This window comes from Rhodococcus antarcticus (assembly GCF_026153295.1).
GTDB lineage: Bacteria > Actinomycetota > Actinomycetes > Mycobacteriales > Mycobacteriaceae > Rhodococcus_D > Rhodococcus_D antarcticus.
This window is the reverse complement of record NZ_CP110615.1, coordinates 906,471-928,415: the sequence shown is the minus strand read 5'-3', so window position 1 is coordinate 928,415 and position 21,945 is coordinate 906,471. Positions and strand designations below refer to the sequence as shown.

Annotated in this window: 20 protein-coding genes and 3 pseudogenes; 1 reads left to right on the top strand and 22 read right to left on the bottom strand. The window is 73.6% G+C overall.

Annotated features, from left to right (window positions below):
* Positions 1–26: 26 nt before the first annotated feature.
* The 4 genes and pseudogenes from frr to rpsB form a co-directional block, all read right to left on the bottom strand.
* A complete protein-coding gene (frr, locus tag RHODO2019_RS04595; RefSeq protein ID WP_265383835.1) occupies positions 27–584 on the bottom strand; it encodes a ribosome recycling factor in 558 nt (185 codons plus the stop codon).
* On the bottom strand, positions 581–1,369 hold the full coding sequence (gene pyrH / locus RHODO2019_RS04590; RefSeq protein WP_265383834.1) for a UMP kinase: 789 nt from the start codon (positions 1,367–1,369) through the stop codon (positions 581–583). Before pyrH ends, frr begins: the two co-directional genes overlap by 4 nt.
* Before the next feature lie 142 nt (positions 1,370–1,511).
* Positions 1,512–2,336: a translation elongation factor Ts gene (tsf, locus tag RHODO2019_RS04585; protein ID WP_265383833.1), complete on the bottom strand. Its 825-nt coding sequence runs from the start codon at positions 2,334–2,336 to the stop codon at positions 1,512–1,514.
* A 237-nt stretch (positions 2,337–2,573) separates the two neighbouring features.
* A pseudogene (gene rpsB, locus RHODO2019_RS04580) lies at positions 2,574–3,488 on the bottom strand (30S ribosomal protein S2); the annotation flags it as partial.
* Positions 3,489–3,844: 356 nt separating this feature from the next.
* On the opposite strand from rpsB, the gene RHODO2019_RS04575 reads away from it, so the two are divergent.
* Positions 3,845–4,366: a M23 family metallopeptidase gene (locus tag RHODO2019_RS04575; protein WP_435532174.1), complete on the top strand. Its 522-nt coding sequence runs from the start codon at positions 3,845–3,847 to the stop codon at positions 4,364–4,366.
* A gap of 31 nt (positions 4,367–4,397) precedes the next feature.
* Here RHODO2019_RS04575 and RHODO2019_RS04570 read toward each other — a convergent pair whose 3' ends face one another.
* From RHODO2019_RS04570 to RHODO2019_RS04485, 18 genes and pseudogenes are all read right to left on the bottom strand, one after another.
* Positions 4,398–5,276, bottom strand: coding sequence for a FliA/WhiG family RNA polymerase sigma factor (locus tag RHODO2019_RS04570; protein ID WP_265383832.1), 879 nt, complete (start codon positions 5,274–5,276; stop codon positions 4,398–4,400).
* Positions 5,269–6,162 carry a tyrosine recombinase XerC gene (locus RHODO2019_RS04565; protein ID WP_265384620.1) on the bottom strand — a complete coding sequence of 298 codons (894 nt, stop codon included), beginning with the start codon at positions 6,160–6,162 and terminating at the stop codon, positions 5,269–5,271. Before RHODO2019_RS04565 ends, RHODO2019_RS04570 begins: the two co-directional genes overlap by 8 nt.
* Before the next feature lie 85 nt (positions 6,163–6,247).
* A complete protein-coding gene (dprA, locus tag RHODO2019_RS04560) occupies positions 6,248–7,393 on the bottom strand; it encodes a DNA-processing protein DprA (RefSeq protein ID WP_265383831.1) in 1,146 nt (381 codons plus the stop codon).
* The gene (locus RHODO2019_RS04555) at positions 7,390–8,898 is read right to left on the bottom strand and encodes a YifB family Mg chelatase-like AAA ATPase (protein WP_265383830.1); all 1,509 of its coding nucleotides are present in this window, start codon (positions 8,896–8,898) and stop codon (positions 7,390–7,392) included. The genes dprA and RHODO2019_RS04555 overlap by 4 nt, the downstream gene beginning before the upstream one ends.
* Positions 8,898–9,242 (bottom strand): YraN family protein, encoded by a 345-nt coding sequence (locus RHODO2019_RS04550; protein ID WP_265384619.1) that lies wholly within the window; start codon positions 9,240–9,242, stop codon positions 8,898–8,900. The genes RHODO2019_RS04555 and RHODO2019_RS04550 overlap by 1 nt, the downstream gene beginning before the upstream one ends.
* A gap of 234 nt (positions 9,243–9,476) precedes the next feature.
* Complete coding sequence (locus RHODO2019_RS04545) at positions 9,477–9,800, bottom strand: DUF2469 domain-containing protein (protein WP_265383829.1); 324 nt, start codon at positions 9,798–9,800, stop codon at positions 9,477–9,479.
* Between the two features lie 57 nt (positions 9,801–9,857).
* Positions 9,858–11,645: a dihydroxy-acid dehydratase gene (ilvD, locus tag RHODO2019_RS04540; protein ID WP_435532200.1), complete on the bottom strand. Its 1,788-nt coding sequence runs from the start codon at positions 11,643–11,645 to the stop codon at positions 9,858–9,860.
* Complete coding sequence (locus RHODO2019_RS04535) at positions 11,596–12,303, bottom strand: ribonuclease HII (protein WP_265383827.1); 708 nt, start codon at positions 12,301–12,303, stop codon at positions 11,596–11,598. Before RHODO2019_RS04535 ends, ilvD begins: the two co-directional genes overlap by 50 nt.
* A 173-nt stretch (positions 12,304–12,476) precedes the next feature.
* A pseudogene (lepB, locus tag RHODO2019_RS04530) lies at positions 12,477–13,277 on the bottom strand (signal peptidase I); the annotation flags it as partial.
* Between the two features lie 85 nt (positions 13,278–13,362).
* Complete coding sequence (rplS, locus tag RHODO2019_RS04525) at positions 13,363–13,704, bottom strand: 50S ribosomal protein L19 (protein WP_265383826.1); 342 nt, start codon at positions 13,702–13,704, stop codon at positions 13,363–13,365.
* Positions 13,705–13,811: 107 nt separating this feature from the next.
* Positions 13,812–14,603, bottom strand: a complete 792-nt coding sequence (gene trmD, locus RHODO2019_RS04520) for a tRNA (guanosine(37)-N1)-methyltransferase TrmD (RefSeq protein ID WP_354005577.1) — start codon at positions 14,601–14,603, stop codon at positions 13,812–13,814.
* A 2-nt stretch (positions 14,604–14,605) separates the two neighbouring features.
* On the bottom strand, positions 14,606–15,130 hold the full coding sequence (rimM, locus tag RHODO2019_RS04515; RefSeq protein ID WP_265383825.1) for a ribosome maturation factor RimM: 525 nt from the start codon (positions 15,128–15,130) through the stop codon (positions 14,606–14,608).
* Positions 15,131–15,151: 21 nt separating this feature from the next.
* Positions 15,152–15,391: an RNA-binding protein gene (locus RHODO2019_RS04510; protein WP_265383824.1), complete on the bottom strand. Its 240-nt coding sequence runs from the start codon at positions 15,389–15,391 to the stop codon at positions 15,152–15,154.
* A gap of 155 nt (positions 15,392–15,546) precedes the next feature.
* Positions 15,547–16,002 (bottom strand): annotated as a pseudogene (gene rpsP, locus RHODO2019_RS04505) (30S ribosomal protein S16); the annotation flags it as partial.
* Between the two features lie 326 nt (positions 16,003–16,328).
* A complete protein-coding gene (locus RHODO2019_RS04500; protein WP_265383822.1) occupies positions 16,329–17,417 on the bottom strand; it encodes an amidohydrolase family protein in 1,089 nt (362 codons plus the stop codon).
* Between the two features lie 4 nt (positions 17,418–17,421).
* Entirely contained in the window at positions 17,422–18,939 is a 1,518-nt protein-coding gene (gene ffh / locus RHODO2019_RS04495; protein WP_265383821.1) for a signal recognition particle protein, read from the bottom strand.
* 189 nt (positions 18,940–19,128) lie between these two features.
* Entirely contained in the window at positions 19,129–21,615 is a 2,487-nt protein-coding gene (locus tag RHODO2019_RS04490) for a [protein-PII] uridylyltransferase (protein WP_265383820.1), read from the bottom strand.
* Positions 21,605–21,943, bottom strand: a complete 339-nt coding sequence (locus RHODO2019_RS04485; RefSeq protein WP_265383819.1) for a P-II family nitrogen regulator — start codon at positions 21,941–21,943, stop codon at positions 21,605–21,607. Before RHODO2019_RS04485 ends, RHODO2019_RS04490 begins: the two co-directional genes overlap by 11 nt.
* Positions 21,944–21,945: the final 2 nt, after the last annotated feature.

The following is a 21,945-nucleotide window of genomic DNA, read 5'->3' as shown; positions in this document are numbered from 1 at the left end:
TGCTGGAGCCCCGTGGGGCGCCCGCACTAGACCTCCATCAGCTCACCCTCCTTGGTGCGGACCATCTCGTCGATCTGCGCCGTGTACCGGCTGGTGGTCTTGTCCAGCTCCTTCTCCGCCCGCGCCACGTCGTCCTCGCCGGCGTCGCCGTCCTTCTGGATGCGCGCCAGCTCGTCCATGGCCTTGCGCCGGACGGACCGCACGGAGACGCGGGCATCCTCGCCCTTGCCGCGGGCCTGCTTGGCGTACTCGCGGCGGCGCTCCTCGGTCAGCTGCGGGAGTGCGACGCGGATGATCGTGCCGTCGTTGCTCGGGTTCACCCCGAGGTCGGAGTTGCGGATCGCGGTCTCGATCGCCTGGAGCTGGCTCGCCTCGTAGGGCTTGATGATGATCATCCGAGCCTCGGGGACGTTGATCCCCGCCAGCTGGGTGATGGGGGTCATGGAGCCGTAGTACTCGATGACGATGCGGGAGAACATGCCGGGGTTCGCGCGTCCGGTGCGGATGGAGGAGAGATCGTCCCTGGCCACCGAGACGGCCTTCTCCATCTTCTCCTCGGCGTCGAAGAGGGTCTCGTCGATCACTCGGTACCTCCAGGGGTGGTGTCGTCGGCGGGGGTGCCGGGGGTGCGGACCAGGGTGCCGATCCTCTCACCCGCCACGGCACGGGCGATGTTGCCCTGCACCAGCAGGTTGAAGACCATGATCGGCATGTCGTTGTCCATGCAGAGGCTGAACGCGGTGGCATCGGCGACCTTGAGCCCGCGCTCGAGCACCTCGCGGTGGGTGATCTCGGAGAACATCGTCGCCGCGGGATCGGTCTTGGGATCCGCGGTGTAGACGCCGTCGACGCCCTTGGCCATGAGCACGACCTCCGCGTGGACCTCCAGCGCACGCTGGGCGGCGGTGGTGTCGGTGGAGAAGTACGGCATGCCCGCGCCGGCCCCGAAGATGACCACGCGACCCTTCTCGAGGTGGCGCACCGCACGGCGGGGGATGTACGGCTCCGCCACCTGGCCCATGGTGATCGCCGTCTGCACGCGGGTGTCCACGCCCTGCTTCTCCAGGAAGTCCTGCAGCGCGAGGCAGTTCATCACGGTGCCGAGCATGCCCATGTAGTCGGCGCGGGCGCGGTCCATGCCCATCTGCTGCAGCTCGGCGCCACGGAAGAAGTTGCCGCCCCCGATGACCACCGCCACCTGCACCCCCGAGGCCACCACGGCCGCGATCTGCTCGGCGACGTTCTGCACCACCAGGGGGTCCACGCCGACGGCCCCGCCGCCGAACATCTCCCCGCCGAGCTTGAGGAGCACCCGGTGGTAGCCGTGCCGCCCTCCGGTCTCCGGCGTCTCGGCCTCGTGGCTCGTCATCACGGTCCTCCGTCGGGTTGGCGGGTGCGCGGTGGGCGCACGGCTGCCGGGGGTCTGCGCAGGGCAGGGCCGCCCCAGGGGCTCGTGGCACCCGGGACGACCCCGTCATCCTGCCCCACGCGGGGACCGGTTCCTGCCTCGATCAGCTCTGCCCGACCTCGAAACGGGCGAACCGGCTGACGGTGGCGCCGGCGGACTCCAGCACCGCCTTGACCGACTTCTTGGAGTCCTGCACCGAGGACTGCTCGAGCAGCACGGCGTCCTTGAAGAACCCGTTCACCCGGCCCTCGATGATCTTCGGCATCGCCTGCTCCGGCTTGCCCTCCTCGCGGGCGGTCTCCTCGGCGATGCGGCGCTCGTTCGCGACGACGTCGACCGGGACCTCGTCACGGGTGACGAACTTCGGGCGCATGGCCGCGACCTGCATGGCCGCACCGCGGGCGGCCTCGCCCGCGGCCTCGCCCTCCCCCGCGTACTCGACCAGCACGCCCACGGCGGGCGGCAGGTCCGCGGACTTGCGGTGCAGGTAGGTGGCGACGGGACCGTCGAACACGACGACCCGGCGGACCTCGAGCTTCTCGCCCATGCGCGCGGAGAACTCCTCGACGACGGCTCCGACGGTCTTCCCGTCGAGCTCGAGGGCCTTCAAGGCCTCGGCGTCGGCCGGCTTGTGGGCCACGGCGAGGGCGACGATGCGGTCGCCCAGGGCCTGGAACTCCGCGTTCTTGGCCACGAAGTCGGTCTCGCAGTTGAGCTCGACCATGACGCCCTCGGAGGCGGCGACGAGGCCGTTGCCGGTGGACCGCTCGGCACGCTTGCCGACGTCCTTGGCGCCCTTGATCCGGAGCAGCTCGACAGCCTTGTCGTGGTCACCGTCACTGTCGGCGAGGGCGTTCTTGCAATCCATCATCCCGGAGCCGGTGAGCTCGCGGAGCTTCTTGACGTCGGCGGCGGTGTAGCTAGCCATGGTGGGACGGCCTCCTGGTTCGGGGTCTGGGGTGCTCGTGCCGGGGCGGGCACGACCGGGCAGTGCGGGGCGCCACGTTCGGGGCGCCGAACCGACGAGCCGGGCCCCCTGCCGTCAGGCGAGGGACCCGGCTCGGACGGATCAGGACTTGCTGGGCTCGACGTCCGCTGCGGGAGCGTCGGCCGGGGTCGGCTCGTCGGTTCCCGTGACGGGTGCGCCACCGACGGCGGCCTCGGCCACCTCCGTGGCGGGGACCTCGGCCGCAGCGCTCTCGGCAACGGCAGCGGTCTCGTCAGGCGCCGTGGCGGCCGCACCGGCGGCCGCGGGGGCCTCCGTGGCGGCGGGTGCGGTGGCGGCGGGTGCGGTGGCGGAGTCGGTGCCGGCAGCAGCCAGCATCTCCTGCTCCCACTCGGCGAGCGGCTCGTCGGCGCCGTCGGCCGGCTTGTCGTCACCGCTGCTGCGACCGGCGCGAGCCTGCAGACCCTCGGCCACGGCAGTCGCCACGACCTTGGTCAGCAGGGCGGCGGAGCGGATCGCGTCGTCGTTGCCCGGGATGGGGTAGTCGACGAGGTCCGGGTCGCAGTTGGTGTCGAGGATCGCGACGACGGGGATCTTGAGCTTGCGCGCCTCGGCGACGGCCAGGTGCTCCTTGTTGGTGTCGACGATCCACACCGCGGAGGGAACCTTGGACATGTCCCGGATGCCGCCCAGGGTGCGGGCCAGCTTCGTCATCTCACGGGTCAGCATGAGGATCTCCTTCTTGGTGCGACCCTCGAAGCCCCCCGTCTGCTCCATGGACTCGAGCTCCTTGAGGCGCTGCAGGCGCTTGTGCACCGTCGAGAAGTTGGTGAGCATGCCGCCCAGCCAGCGCTGGTTCACGAAGGGCATGCCGACGCGGGTGGCCTGCTCGGCGATCGACTCCTGCGCCTGCTTCTTGGTGCCGATGAACATCAGGGTGCCGCCGTGCGAGACGGTCTCCTTGACGAACTCGTAGGCCTGGTCGATGTAGACCAGGGTCTGCTGCAGGTCGATGATGTAGATGCCGTTGCGGTCGGTGAAGATGAACCGCTTCATCTTGGGGTTCCAGCGACGGGTCTGGTGCCCGAAGTGAGCGCCGCTGTCGAGCAGCTGCTTCATGGTGACGACTGCCATGTGTGGTGCGGGAGCCTGTGGCCCCCGTCCTCGCTTCCTCGTTCAGCACCGCGGCGCCGGACTGCTGCGCCGAGGTGTTCTCGGTTTGCCGCGGGGGCCCGGTGGGTCCCCGCCCTGGCGCCCGAGCAGGACACCGGGCCCGACGAGCGGGACCGCCGGTGACCGTCCACCTGGTGAGCGGGTGGGGCCCGAGCGCGCGAAGTCGGCCCGTGCACGCACGAGCCGCACCCGGGAGTGTACGACCTGCGACGACGCCACGCCGCCACCGAGGCCCCTGCTGTGGACAGGACCGGCGCCATCCACAGGTGGGGGCGTCGGCGGCCGGCTCGGGGACCGGGCTCCACGAAGGTGGGGGCGTGCGACGACGAGTGCTGACCGTGCTGCTGTGCACGCTGCTGACCGGGCTGCCCGCGGCCCCCGTGCGCGCTGCTGCCCCACCTCCCGGCGCCGTGGCCCCCACGGGGGACTACGGGTGGCCGGTACCCGGCTGGCCGCGGGTGGCCCGGCCGTTCGACCCGCCGGAGTCCACCTACGGCGCGGGTCACCGCGGGGTGGACCTGGTGGCCGCGCCTGGGACGGCCGTGCTCGCGGCGGGATCGGGAACCGTGGCCTTCGCCGGTCCGCTCGCCGGCCGGGGGGTGGTGTCGGTGCTGCACGCGGACGGGTTGCGGACCACCTACGAGCCGGTCACCGCCGCGGTGGCCGTCGGCGCCCACGTGCAGCGCGGGGACGTGCTCGGGGTGCTGGAGCCCGGACACCCGGGTTGCCCCGCGCCGTCCTGCCTGCACTGGGGGGTGCGGCGCGGAGCCGAGAACTACCTCGACCCGCTGCGCCTGCTGGGACGGTGGGAGGTGCGACTGCTCCCCTGGCGGGGGTGAGGATCAGGCCCGGCCGCGCCGCGCTGCAGGATCAGGCCCGGCCGCGCCGCGCACGGGGCCGGGAGGACGGATCGGGCACCCGGTCCCCGGTGACCTCGGCGATCCGCGTGCGCAGCCGGAGCACCGCGCGGGTGTGGAGCTGGCAGATGCGGCTCTCGGTCACCCCGAGCACGGTGCCGATCTCCGACAGCGTCAGGTTCTCGAAGTAGTACAGCGTGACGACGGTGCGGTCGCGCTCGGGCAGGCCGGCCACCGCCTCGGCGAGCAGCCGACGGGACTCCTCGGACTCCAGCACGGCCACCGGGTCCGGGGCGTGCTCGTCGGCCAGGACGTCCGCGGCCGAGAGCCCGCCCGACTCCCCGTCACCACCCACGAGGTCGTCCAGCGCGATGACCGACGTCATCGACATCTCCCTGTACAGAGCGTGCAGCTCCGGCAGCGTCAGCTCCGCCTCGGCCGCCACCTCGGCGTCCGTGGGGCTGCGGCGCAGGCTCGACTCCAGGCGCCCCAGAGCGGCCTGTACCGCGCGCGCCCGGGACCGCACCGAGCGCGGCACCCAGTCCTGCGCGCGGAGGTCGTCCAGGATCGCGCCCCGCACCCGGTTGATGGCATAGGTCTCGAACTTCCAGCCTCGCTCGGGCTCGAAGCGGTCGATCGCGTCGATGAGCCCGAAGATGCCCGCCTGCACCAGGTCTCCGGCATCCACGTGCTGGGGCAGACCCGTGCCGACCCGACCCGCCACGTACTTGACCATGGGTGCGTAGTGCAGCACCAGGCGGCCGCGGAGGGCCTGGCTGCGCTCCCGCGTGAACGCGTTCCACAGCTCGTCCAGGGCCTGCTCGACCGCGAGACCGTCGGAACCCGCGGGAGGTCGGCCGGGAACCCGGGAGAGCGCCGGCCGCTCAGGCACGCGGGTGCGCTCTGTCATGGACGGCCCTCAGTCGCTCGACGGTGACATGGGTGTACAGCTGTGTCGTTGACAGCGTAGCGTGACCAAGCAGCTCCTGAACGACACGAAGATCCGCCCCTCCCTCCAGCAGGTGCGTTGCAGCGGAGTGACGCAGGCCGTGCGGTCCGAGGTCGGGGGCGCCCGGCGCGGACGCCACCGTCTCGTGCACCGTCCGCCGCGCGGCGCGGGGGTCGAGCCGGCCGCCGCGTGCCCCCAGCAGCAGCGCTGCGCCGCTGTTCTCCCCCTCGAGCACAGGACGGCCGTGGGCCAACCACTGGCGCAGCGCCCGCTCGGCGGGCACTCCGTAGGGGACGGTCCGCTCGCGGCCACCCTTGCCCAGGAGGCGGACCACGCGCCGCCCGTGGTCCACGTCGTCGACGTCCAGCGCGCACAGCTCGCCGACACGGATGCCCGTGGCGTAGAGCAGCTCGACCACGAGGTGGTCACGCAGCGCGACGGGATCCAGCTGCGCTGCACCCGCCGCTGCCGCCCCCAGCGCGATCGCGGCCTGCTCGGGGCGCAGCACCGCGGGCAGGGTGCGGTGCGCTCGTGGGGCGACGAGCCGAGCACCGGTGTCGGTCTCGGTGCGTCCGGTGCGCCGGGCCCAGGCGGTGAAGGTGCGCACCGCGGCCGTCCGCCGGGCCAGCGTGGTCCTGGCCACCCCGGAGCGTGCCTGCTCCGCCAACCACGCGCGCAGCACGGGCAGGGTCAGGGCGCCGAGGTCGGCGGGCTCGCCCGCGTGCGCCAGCAGCGACCGGAGGTCGCCGAGGTAGGCCCGCACCGTGTGCTCGGAGCGGCCGCGCTCCAGCAGGAGGTGCCGGGCGAAGGCAGCGAGGTGGTCGGCCACCGCACCTCCACCGAGCCCGGGTTCCCCGGCCCCCACGTCGACCGGTGCTGCCACGCCTGCACGGTGCCCCGTCGGCCAGGACCGGTCAAGCACCCGCGCCGCGCCGCAGGGACCACCCGTCCTCCGTGCGGACCACGTGCCGGTCGAGCTCCAGCTCGGGCAGGGCCGCCCGCACCGCGTCGAGCGGCACGCCCGAGCTCTCGGAGATCTGCTGCGGGCTCGCACTGCCCCGGCGCGGGAGTGCTTCCAGCACCGGGCGCAGGGCAGCGTCCACCCCGTCCAGCGGTCGCGGGGGGCTGGTGCTGACCTCCGCGAGCTCGCCCACCCGTCCGACGTGCTCGACGACCTCCGCGGCGGTCGTGACGAGCTCGGCCTCCCCCGTGCGGATCATCTGGTGGCAGCCGGTGGACCCCAGGGAGGTGACCGGCCCCGGGACCGCCATGGCCGGCCGAGCGAGCTCGCGGGCCCACCGCGCGGTGCTGCGCGCCCCGCTGCGCCAGCCGGCCTCCACGACGAGCACGCCGTCCCCGAGCCCGGCCACCAAACGGTTGCGGGCCAGGAACCGGTAGCCGGCGGCGGTCGTGCCGGGCGGGTGCTCGCTGACCACCAGCCCCACCTCCGCGATGCGGGCGAGCAGGGCGGCGTGGCCGGCCGGGTAGGCGCGGTCGATCCCGCACCCCAGCACGGCGACGGTCGGTCCCCCGGCGGTCAGGGCCGCGCGGTGTGCCGCACCGTCCACCCCGTACGCGGCGCCCGACACCACCGTCCAGCCGTCGGCGGCCAGGTCGTGGCACAGCTCGGCGGTGACGTGCTCGCCGTAGCCGCTGACGTCCCGGGTGCCCACCACCGACACCGCCCGGTCGGTGACCTCGTCGAGCCGGGCCGGGCCCCGCACCCACAGCGCGACGGGCAGCACCGGCACCTGGCGCGGGGCTGGCACGGTCGTCGCGAAGGGGTGCAGCTTCCACCCCGGCCACTCCGCGTCCTCCGGGGTGACCAGCCGTCCGCCGAGCGCCCCGGCCCGGGCCAGGTCGGCCTCGGCGGTGTCGAGGTGGTGTCGCGCCTCGGTGCTCCTTCGCAGCCCCGGGGGTACCTGCCGGGTGCGGACGAGGGCGGCGGCACGCTCGGCCCCGTGCTCGGCCAGCAGGGCGTGCAGTGCAGCGGTGGGTGCCTCGACCACCCTGGACAGGTAGGCCCACGCCTGTCTGCCCGCGGCCGTGGGGGCGCTCACACCGACCGCCGGTCGCGGAACTCGAGCGCGGCGCCCACCTGTTCGCGGCCGGGTGCAGTGGCGCCGACGAGGTCGCTCAGCGTCCACGCCACCCGCAGGGCCCGGTCCGCTCCGCGTGCGGTGACGTCTCCGGTCCGCAGGGCCCTCTCGAGCGGGACGAGCGCGGCGCGGCCGAGGCGGAAGCGCTGGCGAAGGGCCGGACCCGGAACCTCGGCATTGGTGCGCCAGCCGTGCTCGGCCCACCGCAGTGCGGCGGCCTCCCGGGCGGTGGCCACCCGGGCCCGCACGGCGGCGGAGTCCTCGGCCGTGGCGTCGGTGAGCGCGGCGGAGGCGAGCGGACGCATCCGCACCCGCAGGTCCACCCGGTCGAGCAGCGGACCGGACAGCCGACCGAGGTACCGGCGACGCGCGGTGGGCGGGCACACGCACTCCGTCTCCCGGGGCGGGGCGCACGGACACGGGTTGGCGGCGAGCACCAGCTGGAACCGTGCCGGGTAGCGCGCCACGCCGTCCCGCCGGGCGATGCGCACCTCGCCGTCCTCGATCGGGGTGCGCAGCGCCTCCAGGGCCCGGGAGCCGAACTCGGGGCACTCGTCGAGGAACAGCACCCCCCGGTGGGCGCGGCTGACCGCTCCCGGACGCGCCCAGCCACTGCCGCCCCCCACCAGCGCCGTCACCGAGCTCGTGTGGTGCGGGGCCACGAAGGCCGGCCGGGAGATGAGCGGTCGCTCCGCGGTGAGCAACCCCGCCACGGAGTGGATGGCCGTGACCTCCAGCGCGTCCTGCTCACCCAGCGGGGGCAGCAGGCCCGGCAGACGCTGGGCCAGCATCGTCTTGCCCGTGCCCGGCGGGCCGGTGAGCAGCAGGTGGTGCGCACCGGCCGCGGCCACCTCCACCGCCCAGCGGGCCTCACCCTGGCCCACCACGTCGCCCAGGTCGACGAGGTCCTCCTCGGGCGGCAGGACGCACGGCCCCGGCACCAGCAGGTCTCCGAACCCCCGTGCCCAGACGAGCACGTCGAGCAGCCGTCGAGCGCCCAGCACCTCGATTCCGTGCACCAGCGAGGCCTCGGCGAGGGAGTCGGCCGGCACCACCGCGCGCGCCCACCCCGCGTTGCGAGCGGCGAGCAGGGCGGGCAGCACCCCACGCACCGGGCGAAGGCGCCCGTCGAGCGCGAGCTCTCCGAGCAGCACCGCCCCGGCCAGCGGCGCCTGCGGCACGGAACCGGCCGCGCACAGCACGGCGCACGCGAGGGCCAGGTCGTAGACCGAGCCGACCTTGGGCAGGGTCGCCGGCGAGAGCGCGAGGGTCGTGCGCCGCGACGGCCAGGTCTCGCCCGAGTTCGTCACCGCCGCCCGCACCCGGTCGCGGGACTCCTGCAGCGCCGTGTCGGGCAGGCCCACGATGTGCACGCCGGGCAGCCCCTGACCGAGGTCGGCCTCGATCTCCACGAGCACGCCGTCGACCCCTGCGACGGCCACCGAGTGCGCTCGTCCGAGCGCCATCAGAACACCCCGCGCAGGTGGGTGACCTGGGCGGTACCGGTGCGGCGGTCCACCAGCACGGCCACCACGTCGAAGCGCACCTCGACCCAGCCCACCCGGTGCTCGGAGAGCCAGCGCTGCGTGACCCGACGGATGCGGGCGAGCTTGCGGGGGGTCACGGACTCCTCGGGGGTGCCGTAGCCGGTCCCGGTCCGCGTCTTCACCTCCACCACGACGACGGTGGCCCCGTCGGTGGCGACCACGTCGAGCTCGCCCTCACGGCAGCGCCAGTTGCGGTCCAGGACCACCAGGCCTTGTCCCGTGAGGTGCTCGACGGCGATCTGCTCGCCGCGGGCGCCGAGCACGGCGCGCGGGTTCGGCGGGGCGGGGGCGCTGGGTGCGCCCGGAGGTGGTGCGGTTGCCACGGCTGGCCTCGGACCTCGTGCGGGGCAGCCGCAGGTCCGGCCACCGAGGGACCCGACTGTGCCGGTGCGCGCCCACCGGGCCGCCGCTGCCGGTCCTCGCTGTGGACAGCTCGCGGCTCTGTGGACAACCGTCACCACGACAGGCCCCGACGGCCGAACCGTCGGGGCGTGGTGCTACCCGCGGAAGGGACCGTCCTCAGGCAGTCGCAGGTCGGGCTTGTCGAGCTCCTCGACGTTGACGTCCTTGAAGGTGATGACCTTGACCTGCTTGACGAACCGGGCGGGTCGGTACATGTCCCAGACCCAGGCGTCGGTCATCTTCAGCTCGAAGTAGACCTCGCCGTCAGCGTTGCGCGGCTGCACGTCGACGGAGTTCGCCAGGTAGAACCGACGCTCCGTCTCCACCACGTAGGTGAACTGGCTGACGATGTCGCGGTACTCGCGGTAGAGGCTGAGCTCCATCTCGGTCTCGTACTTCTCGAGCTCCTCAGCGCTCATCGGTGTCGCACCCCTGTCCCGTCGTCGCTGCGTGGCCGCGGCCCATCATCACGTGCCTCAGCCCGTGACGGCGCCGTGGGCCGCCGAGCCGACCAGCGCGGCGTACTTGGCCAGCACACCGCGGGTGTAGCGGGGAGGCAGGGGTGCCCAGCCCTCGCGACGCCTGTCCAGCTCCGCGTCGTCGACGAGCAGGTCGATCGTCCTGTCCGCCACGACCACCCGGACGCGGTCGCCGTCCTGGACGAGGGCGATGGGCCCGCCGTCGGCGGCCTCGGGGGCGACGTGGCCGATGCACAGCCCCGTGGTGCCCCCGGAGAAGCGACCGTCGGTGAGCAGGAGCACGTCCTTGCCCAGGCCCGCGCCCTTGATGGCCGCGGTGATGGCCAGCATCTCCCGCATGCCCGGTCCGCCCTTGGGCCCCTCGTAGCGGATCACCACGACGTCGCCGGCCTGGATCTCGCCGGCGGTCAGGGCGTCCATGGCTGCGCGCTCGCGCTCGAAGACCCGGGCGGGTCCCTCGAACACGTCGAGGTCGAAGCCGGCCGTCTTGACCACGGCACCCTCGGGGGCGAGCGAGCCCGTGAGGATGCTGATCCCGCCGGTGGCGTGGATCGGGTCCGACAGCTTCCGGAGCACGCTGCCGTCGGGGTCCGGCGGGTTGATCAAGGCCAGGTTCTCGGCGACGGTGCGACCGGTCACGGTGAGGGCGTCCCCGTGCAGCAGGCCGGCGTCCAGCAGGGCCCGCATCACCACGGGGATGCCCCCGTTGCGGTCCACGTCGTTCATCACGAAGCGGCCGAACGGCTTCAGGTTGCCGATGTGCGGAACCTTGTCGCCGATCCGGTTGAAGTCCTCCAGGGTCAGGTCGACCTCGGCCTCGCGGGCGATGGCGAGCAGGTGCAGGACCACGTTGGTGGAGCCGCCGAGGGCCATGGCCACGGCGATGGCGTTCTCGAAGGCCGGCTTGGTCAGGATGTCCCGGGCGGTGATCCCCCGGCGCAGCATCTCCACGACGGCCTCGCCGGAGAGGTGCGCGAAGTTGTCCCGGCGACGGTCGGCCGAGGGCGGGGAGGCCGATCCGGGCAGGCTCATCCCCAGCGCCTCGGCCACCGAGGCCATGGTGTTGGCGGTGTACATGCCGCCGCAAGCCCCCTCGCCCGGGCAGATCGCCCGCTCGATGCGGCCCAGGTCGTCCAGGCTCATCGTCCCGGCCTTGCACGCCCCGACCGCCTCGAACGAGTCGATGATGGTGACGTCCTTCTCGGTGCCGTCGCTGAGCTTCACCCAGCCGGGGGCGATGGTGCCGGCGTAGAGGAACACCGAGGCCAGGTCGAGGCGGGCGGCGGCCATGAGCATGCCGGGCAGCGACTTGTCGCAGCCCGCGAGCAGGACGGAGCCGTCCAGGCGCTCCGCCATCATGACGGTCTCGACCGAGTCGGCGATGACCTCGCGGGAGACCAGGGAGAAGTGCATGCCCTCGTGGCCCATCGAGATGCCGTCGGAGACCGAGATGGTGCCGAACTGCAGCGGGTAGCCCCCGCCGGAGTGGACGCCCTCCTTGGCTGCCTTCGCCAGACGGTCCAGCGAGAGGTTGCAGGGGGTGATCTCGTTCCAGGAGCTGGCGATGCCGATCTGGGGCTTGACCCAGTCGTCGTCGCCCATCCCGACGGCGCGGAGCATGCCCCGGCTGGTGGTCGCCTCGATGCCGTCGGTGACGACCCGGCTGCGGGGCTTGATGTCAGGTGCTGCGCTGCTGTCGCTCACGTGCGCGAGTGTAGGTCCGCAGCCCGTGAGCTCAGGACGCGCGGGCCCGGTCGGCGTGGAGCGGGGCCCCGCGCGCTGCATCCGCACGGGCTGCCGCCGTGCGCACGTTCACGTAGGAGAACCGGTGCTGGCGGCTCGGACCCAGCCGGGCCAGCGCCGCCAGGTGCGCCGGGGTGGAGTACCCCTTGTGCACCGCCAGCTCGTAGCCGGGCACCTCGGTGTCCATCACCACCATGATCCGGTCGCGGGTCACCTTGGCCAGCACGCTCGCGGCGGCGATGCAGGCGGCGGCGGCGTCGCCGCCGATGACGGGCAGCGAGGGCGCGGGCAGGCCGGGCACCCGGAACCCGTCGAGCAGCACGTAGCCGGGCGCCACGGACAGCCCGGCGACCGCGCGGCGCATGCCCTCGATGTTCACCACGTGGATGCCCAGGGCGTCGACCTCCTGCGCCGGCACCACCACGACGCAGCTGGCCACGGCGTGCCGCAGCACCAGGGGGAACAGCCTCTCGCGCTCGGACTCGCGAAGCAGCTTGGAGTCGGTGAGGCCCTCCAGCGCGGGCACGGGCCGGGGCGGCAGCACGCACGCAGCCACCACGAGCGGCCCCGCGCACGCCCCGCGGCCCGCCTCGTCGGCACCGGCGACGGGTCCGAGCCCGCTGCGCTGCAGGGTGGACTCGAGGGTGCGCAGACCCGCCGCCGAGCGGACCACGACACGGGGCGGCCAGGTGCGGCTCACGACCGGCGGCGGCGCCCCGGGGCGGGGTCACGCGGTGCCGCCCCGGTCGCGGGGCCACCCGGTGTCGGATCGATGGCGCAGCCGCGCAGGCGCCGGAGTCCGGGCACCAGGACGAGAGCCCCGAGCAGTGCGGGCGTGGTGTCCGGCAGTGTGGGGGCGCCCAGCGCCGAGGCGGTGGGGTTGATCTGCGGGGAGTCCACGAGCTGCCACCGGGAGACCGGCACGATGATGATCCTGGCCTTGCCGACGACGTTGCCCACCGGGACGGTCCCACGGGCGGCGTCCCCCACGTGGTACCGCGAGTCGGCGGAGTTGTTGCGGTTGTCGCCCATCATCCAGAGGTGGCCCTCGGGCACCGTCACCGGCGCGAAGCAACGGCCGGACACGGCGGGAGTGGTGCAGTCCAGCGTCCCGGGCACGAAGGGGAAGTCGTTCACCACGTACGGCTCGGTGAGCGGGGCCCCGTCCACCTGCACGTCGCCCTGGGCGTCGCAGCAGGTGACCGTCTGACCGCCGGTGGCGATGACCCGCTTGACGAAGTCGCGCTCGTTCGGCGGGGCCAGCCCCACCACGGCGCCGACCTGCTGCAGTCCGCGGACGAGGACGTTGCCCGACTGGTTGGAGGAGAACTCGCTGGACCAGGAGTCGGGGCCCTTGAACACCACGACATCGCCCGCGCGCGGATCGCTGAAGCGGTAGCCGACCTTGTCGACCACGATGCGGTCGTTGGTGATCCCGCAGCCGGAGCAGCCCAGCAGGGTGGGTTCCATGGACTCCGAGGGAATGACGTACACCCGGGCCAGGAAGGTCTGGATCACGAAGCTGAGCACCAGGGCGACGAAGAGCAGGATCGGCAGCTCCTTCAGGAAGGATCGCTGCGGAGCCTTCTTCCGTCTGGACCGGGGCGGTGCCGCGGGGGCCTCGACGGGCGACTCGGGTTCGACGCTGCCGTCTCGGGTGGGGTTGTCACTCACGTCGTCCGGCACCCGATCAGGTTAGCGGCGAGGCGCCCGCAGGATCTGCAGGCGCCCCACAGGGACGGACCGGGGGGCCGAGCGCTCAGCGCTTCTCCTTGATCTTGGCGGCCTTGCCGCGCAGGTCGCGCAGGTAGTAGAGCTTGGCGCGGCGGACGTCGCCCCGGGTCGCGACCTCGATGACCGAGATGTTCGGGGTGTGCAGGGGGAAGGTGCGCTCGACGCCGACGCCGAAGGAGACCTTGCGGACGGTGAAGGTCTCGCGCACGCCGCCACCCTGGCGACGGATCACGACGCCCTTGAAGACCTGCACGCGCTCACGGGTGCCCTCGATGACGCGCACGTGCACGTTGAGGGTGTCACCGGGGCGGAAGTCGGGGATGTCGCTGCGCAGCGACTGGTTGTCCAGGGCGTCCAGGGTGTTCATGTGTCTACCGTCCTTGCGTGATCACGTGAGCAGAGGAACGCTCGGCGACGTGGCGCGCAGCGTTCGTGCTCCTGCTGGGGGTCGAACGAGTGGGACCGAGACGATGCTCACCGGGGCGCGGGCGCCCCAGGCAACTGGTCCAGTGTGCCAGACGCGGGGTCGTCGGCAGAACCTGCCTCGGCCAGCACTGCGCGATCGCGGTCGTCCAGCTCCACCCCGGCGAGCAGGTCGGGGCGGCGCGCCGCCGTCCGCAGCAGCGACTCGGCCCGGCGCCAGGCCGCGATCCGGGCGTGGTCCCCGCTGCGCAGCACCTCGGGCACGGCGAGGCCACGCCAGGTCTCCGGGCGCGTGTAGGCCGGGCCCTCCAGCAGCCCGTCGGAGAACGAGTCCTGCTCGTGGGAGGCGGCGTTGCCCAGCACCCCGGGCAGCAGCCGGACCACGGCCTCGACCATGACGAGCACCGCGGCCTCGCCGCCGATGAGCACGTAGTCGCCCAGGGACACCTCGCGCACCCGGTGGCGGCGGGCGGCGTCGTCGAGCACCCGCTGGTCGATGCCCTCGTAGCGCCCGCACGCGAAGACGATGCGGGTCTCGGCCGCCCACTCGTGGGCCAGAGCCTGGGTGAACGGCTCCCCCGCCGGGCTCGGTACCACCACCAGCGGAGCCGGGTCACCCGCGCACACCTCGTCGAGCGCGTCGCCCCACACGGTGGCCTTCATGACCATCCCGGGGCCACCGCCGTACGGCGAGTCGTCGACGGCCTGGTGCACGTCGTGGGTCCAGCGACGCAGGTCGTGCACGCCCACCCGCACCAGTCCGCGCTCGGCGGCCCGGCCGAGAAGCGCTGCGCGCAGCGGCTCGAGGTACTCCGGGAAGATCGTGACGACGTCGAGCTGCACGTTCAGGGTTCCAGCAGGCCGTCGGGCGGGTCGATGACGACCGTGCCCGTCGTGCGGTCGACCGACGTGACGATGGCCGCGACGAAGGGGACGAGGTGCTCGCCCTCGGACCGGCCGGTCGGTCGCACGGAGAGCAGCTCCCCGGCGGCACCGTGCAGCACGTCGAGGACCGTGCCGACCTCCGTGCCGTCGGTGAGCTCGACCCGCAGGCCCACGAGCTCGTGGTCGTAGAACTCGTCCGGGTCCGCCGAGGGCGGGAGCTCGGAGTGGTCGACGACGAACAGCAGCCCGCGCAGCCCGTCCGCCGTGGCCCGGTCGTCGACACCGGCCAGCCGCACGAGGAGCCGCCCGGAGTGGCTCCGGACGGCCGTGACCTCGTGGTCGGTGGTCTCGCGCTCCCGCGGTCGGCGGGCGTGCAGGACGGTGCCCACGGCGAAGCGGTCCTCGGGGTCGTCCGTGCGGACGTCGACGACGAGCTCGCCGTGGACGCCGTGCGAGCGCGCGACGCGCCCGGTGACGAGCTCCACGTGCCTCCTCGGGGTTGGTGTCTAGCCGTCCGTGTCGACCACGTCGACCCGCACCCCACGGCCACCGACACCGGCGACCAGGGTGCGCAGAGCCGTGGCGGTGCGACCACCACGGCCGATCACCTTGCCGAGGTCCTCGGGGTGCACGTGGACCTCGATGGTGCGACCCCGACGACCGGTGACCATCTCCACCCGGACCTCGTCCGGGTTGGCGACGATGCCGCGGACCAGGTGCTCCACGGCGTCGACGACCTCGCTCACTTCGCGTCGGCCCCGGCGGGCGCAGCAGTGTCGGTGGCGGCAGGCGCGTCATCGGCCTTGGCGGCGGGCGCGTCGTCGGCCTTGGCGGCAGGCGCGTCGTCGGCCTTGGCAGCGGGCGCGTCGTCGGCCTTGGCGGCAGGCGCGTCATCGGCCTTGGCGGCAGGCGCGTCGTCGGCCTTGGCGGCGGGCTTCTCGGCCGCTGCCGGGGCGTCGTCGGCCTTCTTGGCCGTCTTCTTCTTGGGCGTGGTGGCGGCACCGGAGGGCTCGTCACCAGCCTGCGCGAGTGCGGCCTGGAACAGCTCCAGCTTGGAGGCACCGACCTCCTTGACGCGGAGGGTGCCCTCGGAGCCCGGCAGGCCCTTGAACTTCTGCCAGTCGCCCGTGATCTTCAGCAGGCTCTCGACAGGCTCGGTGGCCTGGGCACCCACACCCAGCCAGTACTGCGCCCGCTCGGAGTCGACCTCGATGAGGCTCGGCTCCTCCTTCGGGTGGTACTTGCCGATGGTCTCGATGGCGCGGCCGTTGCGGCGGGTGCGCGCGTCGGCGACGACGATCCGGTAGTGGGGGGCACGGATCTTGCCGAGACGCATGAGCTTGATCTTGACAGCCACGAGGTTCAGATCTCCTTGAGGTGTTCGGTCACGACGCGGTTCAGCGGCGCGCGAGGCTCGCGCACCCGGTTCCGCCCTTGGTGGGTGACCGTCCCATGGTGCCAGATGAGGCGGGTGGGAAGAAACCCGGCCGCGACGAACCCCGCCCGCGGACGTGCACGCCAGGGTCGGTGCGGGTGAGCAGGTGCGGCGCGAGCACGAGGTCCTCCCCCCACCGCGGTGGCCATCCTCCGGTCACGACGTCCCTTCCCCTGACGCACGACCCTGCCGTGCGTGGTGTCCCGACGCCGCAGGCGAGACCTCCTCCGACGGTGCCCGCCGAGCGGCTACCGGCCGACCCGACGCCCCCGCAGCAGCACGTGCCGGGGCGTCCGCAGCACGGCCGCGGAGGTCCGCGGGTCCTGCTCGTGCACCAGCAGGTCGGCCGACGCCCCGTGCGCCAGGCCCGGGTGCCCGAGCCAGGTGCGTGCGTCCCAGCAGGCCGCCCCGAGAGCATCGTGCCTGCTCATGCCGACCGCGACCAGGGACTCCACCTCGTCGACGATCCGTCCGTGCCGGATGCCGCCGCCGGCGTCGGTGCCCGCGTAGACGGTGATCCCGGCCTCCAGCGCCGCCGCGACGGTGGACCCGACCCGGGCGTGCAGGTCACGCATGTGCGCGGCGTACACCGGGTAGCGGCTCGCGCCGTCGGCGATGGAGGGGAAGTTCTCGATGTTGATCAGGGTGGGCACGAGCGTGGTCCCGTGCTCGGCCACCAGCGCGACGGTGTCCTCGGTGAGCCCGGTCCCGTGCTCCAGGCAGTCGATCCCCGCACGCACCAGCCCGGGCAGCGCGTCCTCGCCGAACACGTGCGCCGTGACCCGCGCACCGACCGAGTGCGCGGCCGCGACGGCCTCGACGAGCACCGCGTCGCTCCACAGCGGCGCGAGGTCGCCGGTGGCGCGGTCGATCCAGTCGCCCACCAGCTTCACCCAGCCGTCACCCCGGGCGGCCTGCTCCAGGACCGCGCCGGGCAGCTCGGACTCGTCCTCGAGCTCCAGGGCCAGGGTGGAGATGTAGCGCTTGGGCCGGGCCAGGTGACGGCCGGCCCGGATGATCCGCGGCAGGTCGAGGTGGTCGTCGAAGGACCGGGTGTCCACCGGCGATCCGGCGTCGCGCAGCAGCAGCGCCCCGGCGTCGCGCTCGGCCTCCGCCTGGACGAGCGCCTCGGCCAGGTCGGTCGGCCCGTGCGGTCCGAGGCCGACGTGGCAGTGGGCGTCGACGAGGCCGGGGGTGATCCAGCCGCCGTCGCAGATCGTCTCCGCGTCGGCGACCGGCTCCGTGCTGAGCACCCCGTCGTGCACCCACAGCTCGACCGGCTCGCCGTCGGGCAGGCCGGTACCGCGCAGGTGGTAGCGGGCAGCCGCCGCCGTCACCGCGCTACTTCTTCGGCAGCTTGAGCTGGGAGGGGTCGAAGCCCTCCAGGCCCGGGGGCAGCTGGTCGAGCCCCGGCGGCATGCCGGCCAGGCCCGGGAAGCCGCCGGGCATCCCCCCACGGTTCTTGGGCGGAGTGGGACCGCGGCCGGAGCCCTTGCCCTTCTTGCCCTTCTTGCCCTTGACCGCCTTCCGGGTGGCGCTGCCCGCCCCGGGGAGGCCGAAGCGTCCCGCCATCTGCGCCATCATCTTGCGCGCGTCGAAGAAGCGGTCGACGAGCTGGTTGACCTCGCTGACCTTGACGCCGGATCCGGTGGCGATCCGCAGCCGCCGCGACGCGTTGATGATCTTGGGGTCGGCGCGCTCGGCCGGTGTCATGCCACGGATGATGGCCTGCACCCGGTCGAGCTGCTTCTCGTCGACCTGGCCGAGCTGCTCCTTCATGGCGCCCGCACCCGGCAGCATGCCCAGCAGGTTGGCCAGCGGGCCCATCCGGCGCACGGCCATCATCTGCTCGAGGAAGTCCTCCAGGGTCAGCTGGCCGGAGCCGATCTTGGCCGCGGTGGCCTCGGCCTGGTCGGCGTCGAAGACCTGCTCGGCCTGCTCGATGAGGCTCAGCACGTCACCCATGCCCAGGATGCGGCTGGCCATCCGGTCCGGGTGGAAGACGTCGAAGTCCTCGAGCTTCTCTCCCGTGGACGCGAACAGGATCGGCCGTCCGGTGACCTCGCGGACGCTGAGCGCCGCACCACCACGGGCGTCGCCGTCGAGCTTGGTCAGCACCACCCCGGTGAAGCCGACGCCCTCCTGGAACGCCGTGGCGGTGTTCACGGCATCCTGGCCGATCATCGCGTCGACGACGAACAGGATCTCGTCGGGGCTGACCGCGTCCCGGATGTCGGCGGCCTGCTGCATCAGCTCGGTGTCGATGCCCAGGCGACCGGCGGTGTCGACGATGACGACGTCGTGCTGGCGGGCGCGTGCCTCCACGATGCCGCGGCGCGCCACGTCGACCGGGTCACCCACTCCCGAGCCGGGCTCCGGGGCGAAGACGGGCACGCCCGCGCGCTCCCCGACCACCTGCAGCTGCTGCACGGCGTTGGGACGCTGCAGGTCGCAGGCCACGAGGACCGGGGTGTGGCCCTGCTTGCGCAACCAGGCGGCGAGCTTGCCGGCCAGGGTCGTCTTGCCGGCGCCCTGCAGGCCTGCGAGCATGATCACCGTGGGCGCGGTCTTGGCGTAGGTCAGGCGCCGAGTCTCCCCGCCGAGGATGCCGACGAGCTCCTCGTTGACGATCTTGACGACCTGCTGCGCCGGGTTCAGCGCCCCGGAGACCTCCGCGCCCTTGGCCCGGTCCTTGATGCGGGTGATGAACGCACGGACCACGGGCAGGGCGACGTCGGCCTCGAGCAGCGCCAGCCGGATCTCGCGGCAGGTGGCGTCGACGTCCGCGTCGGAGAGCCGTCCCTTGCCACGGAGGTCCTTGAGGGTGCTTGCGAGCCGGTCGGAGAGGGATTCGAACACCGGCTCACCCTAGTCGCGCGGTGCGCCTGGCCGGGTGCTGCTGGGTGCCCGGGGCGGTCCGACCCCTCCGACGGACCGCCCCGTGGCACGGATCGAGCCTGTCGCGCCGGGCGGGGTGGGCACCTGAGCACGACCCCCTGGTCGGGGTGGGGGTTCCTACTCACGAGCCGCCACGTCGCGCGGTCGCGGTCAGTCCCCGCCGACCGTGGCCAGCACCGCGGCCTCGAGCTGGCGCCGCCGGGCCCGGGTCGCCGGACCGCCGAGGTCCAGCGCGAACACGTCCACCACCGACGCACCCAGGGTGACCACCCGGGCCCAGCGGACCGTGGCACCCTGCGCCTCGAGCGCCCCGGCCACCCTGTGCAGCAGCCCGGTGCGGTCGGCCGCCCGCAGCTCGAGCACCACCGACGCGGTGGTCGAGTCCTCCACCCACAGCACGCGCGGCGGGGCGAGGCCCTCCCGCTGCTCGCGCACCGCGTTCTCGCCGTACGCCTTCTCCTTCTCGGCCAACCGCCTGCCGAGGTCGAGCTCCCCGGCCAGCGAGCGACCCAGGTCCTGGCGGAGCAGCGCGGCGGACGGGGGCTCGCCGAACCGCGGCGAGACCACGAACGAGTCGACCGCCGAGCCCGCGTGGCTGCGCACCGACGCGGAGTGCACCTGCAGGGAGTGCAGCGCCAGCACCCCCGCGGCCCGGGAGAGCAGCCCGGGAACGTCCGGGGCGATCACCGTCACGGTCATCGGCGCGCGCGCGGTGCCCGGGGCGAGCTCCACGTGCAGCCCACCGTCGGCCGCCAGGGCACGGTGCGCGGGGTCCACCTCCTCCGGGCCGGGCAGGGCCTCCCCCGCGGTGAGCAGGCGGCACCGGATCACGAGCTGGCTGATGAGCGAGGACTTCCAGTCCCCCCACACACCGGGCCCGGTGGCCAGCGAGTCGGCCTCGGCCAGGGCGTGCAGCAGCTCGAGCAGCACCGTGTCCCCGCCGACGGCCTCGACCACGCGCGCGACGGTCTCCGGATCGTCGAGGTCGCGACGCGTCGCCGTCTCGGGCAGCAGCAGGTGGTGGCGCACCATCGCGCTGAGCAGGGCCACGTCGCTGGGCCACAGGCCCAGGCGGTTGCCGATCTGGGTGGCGAGCTCGGCGCCGACGACGCTGTGGTCCCCGCCCCGACCCTTCCCGATGTCGTGCACGAGCGCACCGAGCACCAGCAGGTCCGGTCGCGACACCCGGGTGGTGAGGGCGCCCGCGTGGGCGCAGGCCTCGACGAGGTGGCGGTCCACGGTCCAGGTGTGGGCGGCGTCGCGCGGGGGGAGGTCGCGCACCGCACCCCACTCCGGCAGCAGGCGCCCCCACAACCCGGTGCGGTCCAGCGCCTCCACGGCATCGATGAGCCGGCGACCGGATCCCAGCAGGGCCAGCAGCTCGTCGAGCGCCTCGCGCGGCCACGGCTCGCGCAGCTCGGGGGCGGCCTCGGCCAGCCGGGCCAGCGTGGCGGCGGACATGGGGAGGCCGGTGCGCGCCGACGCGGCAGCCACCCGCAGCACCAGGGCCGGGTCCCTCGCCGGCTGCGCGTCCCGGGCCAGCACCACCTCGCCGGCGTGCTCGACGACGCCCTCGTCCAGCGGGCGGCGCACCGGACCGCGCCGCAGCGCGGAGAGGGTGCGCTTGGGCAGGGCGGCGCGCGCGGTGCGCAGGCCGACGTCGACGGAGTAGCTGACGGTCCGCGCGGAGTCGCTCAGCACCCGGGCGAGGTCGAACCGGTCGCCCAGTCGCAGCGCGTCGCCGATCTCGTCGGCGTCCTGCGCCCGCAGCACGTCCCGCGCGCGACCGGCGGCGCGGTGCAGCTCGGTGCGCACGTCCAGCAGGTGCTTGTGGGCGCCCGGGAGCCCGCCCCCGGGCGAGTCCGGGCTGAACCCGGGCATCCGGTCGGTGAGCTGGGCGGCGGCCAGCGCGTCCAGCAGCTGCAGGTCGCGCAGGCCACCCCGGCCGTGCTTGAGATCGGGCTCGATGCGGTGGGCGATCTCCCCGCTGCGCCTCCACCGGTCGGCCGCCTGGTCCGCGAGCTCGTCGAAGCGGCCGCGGATCTGCGCGCGCCACTGCGCCCGGACGGCCGTGACGAGGGTGCTGGACAGCGCCGCGTCTCCCGCGATGTGCCGAGCCTCGAGCAGCCCGAGCGCAGCGGTCAGGTCCGCGGCGGCGACCTTCACGGCCTGGTCGGGCGTGCGCACGCTGTGGTCGAGCTTGATGTGGGCGTCCCACAGCGGGTACCAGAGGGCGTCGGCGGTCTCGGACAGGCCGGAGCCCTGCTTGCCGTCGTGCAGCAGGACCAGGTCGAGGTCGGAGTGCGGCAGGAGCTCGCGACGCCCGAGCCCCCCCACGGCCACGATGGCCATGCCGCTGCCGGCGGTGATGCCGAGCTCCAGCGCACGGGTGCCCAGCCAGAACTCGTGGAGGTCGACGAGGGCGTCGCGCAGGGACTCGGCGTCCAGCCGCTTCTCGCCGCCCCGGCCCCGGCCCCGGCCACCGGACTCCAGCAGCAGCGTGCGAGCTCGCACGAGGTCGGCCGCCGCCGTGCCCGGACCGACGACGGCCGGCACGCCGTCCCCGGCTGATCGCTCAGCCGACGACGGCGCACCCGAGTGGTCGGGCGCGTCGGACCCGGGGGGGTCAGAGCGCATCCGTTCCCCTCTCGCCCGTGCGGACGCGCACGATGGTCTCCACCGGGGACACCCAGACCTTGCCGTCGCCGATCTTGCCCGTCCGTGCGGCCTCGACGATGGCGTCGACCACCTTGTCCGCCACTGACTCGTCGACGACGACCTCGACACGCACCTTGGGCACGAAGTCCACCGAGTACTCGGCGCCGCGGTAGACCTCGGTGTGGCCCTTCTGGCGTCCGTATCCCTGGACCTCGCTGACGGTCATGCCGAGCACGCCCATCTGCTCGAGGGCGGTCTTGACGTCCTCCAGGGTGAACGGCTTGACGATGGCGGTGATGAGCTTCACGT

Bases quoted from the DNA above. Each gene is read 5' to 3' on its own strand.
- pyrH (WP_265383834.1), bottom strand. From the start codon at position 1,369: ATGACGAGCCACGAGGCCGAGACGCCGGAGACCGGAGGGCGGCACGGC.
- tsf (WP_265383833.1), bottom strand. From the start codon at position 2,336: ATGGCTAGCTACACCGCCGCCGACGTCAAGAAGCTCCGCGAGCTCACC.
- RHODO2019_RS04555 (WP_265383830.1), bottom strand. From the start codon at position 8,898: ATGGCGCTCGGACGAGCGCACTCGGTGGCCGTCGCAGGGGTCGACGGC.
- RHODO2019_RS04545 (WP_265383829.1), bottom strand. From the start codon at position 9,800: ATGAGCGCTGAGGAGCTCGAGAAGTACGAGACCGAGATGGAGCTCAGC.
- ilvD (WP_435532200.1), bottom strand. From the start codon at position 11,645: ATGCAGCGCGCGGGGCCCCGCTCCACGCCGACCGGGCCCGCGCGTCCT.
- rplS (WP_265383826.1), bottom strand. From the start codon at position 13,704: ATGAACACCCTGGACGCCCTGGACAACCAGTCGCTGCGCAGCGACATC.
- RHODO2019_RS04490 (WP_265383820.1), bottom strand. From the start codon at position 21,615: ATGCGCTCTGACCCCCCCGGGTCCGACGCGCCCGACCACTCGGGTGCG.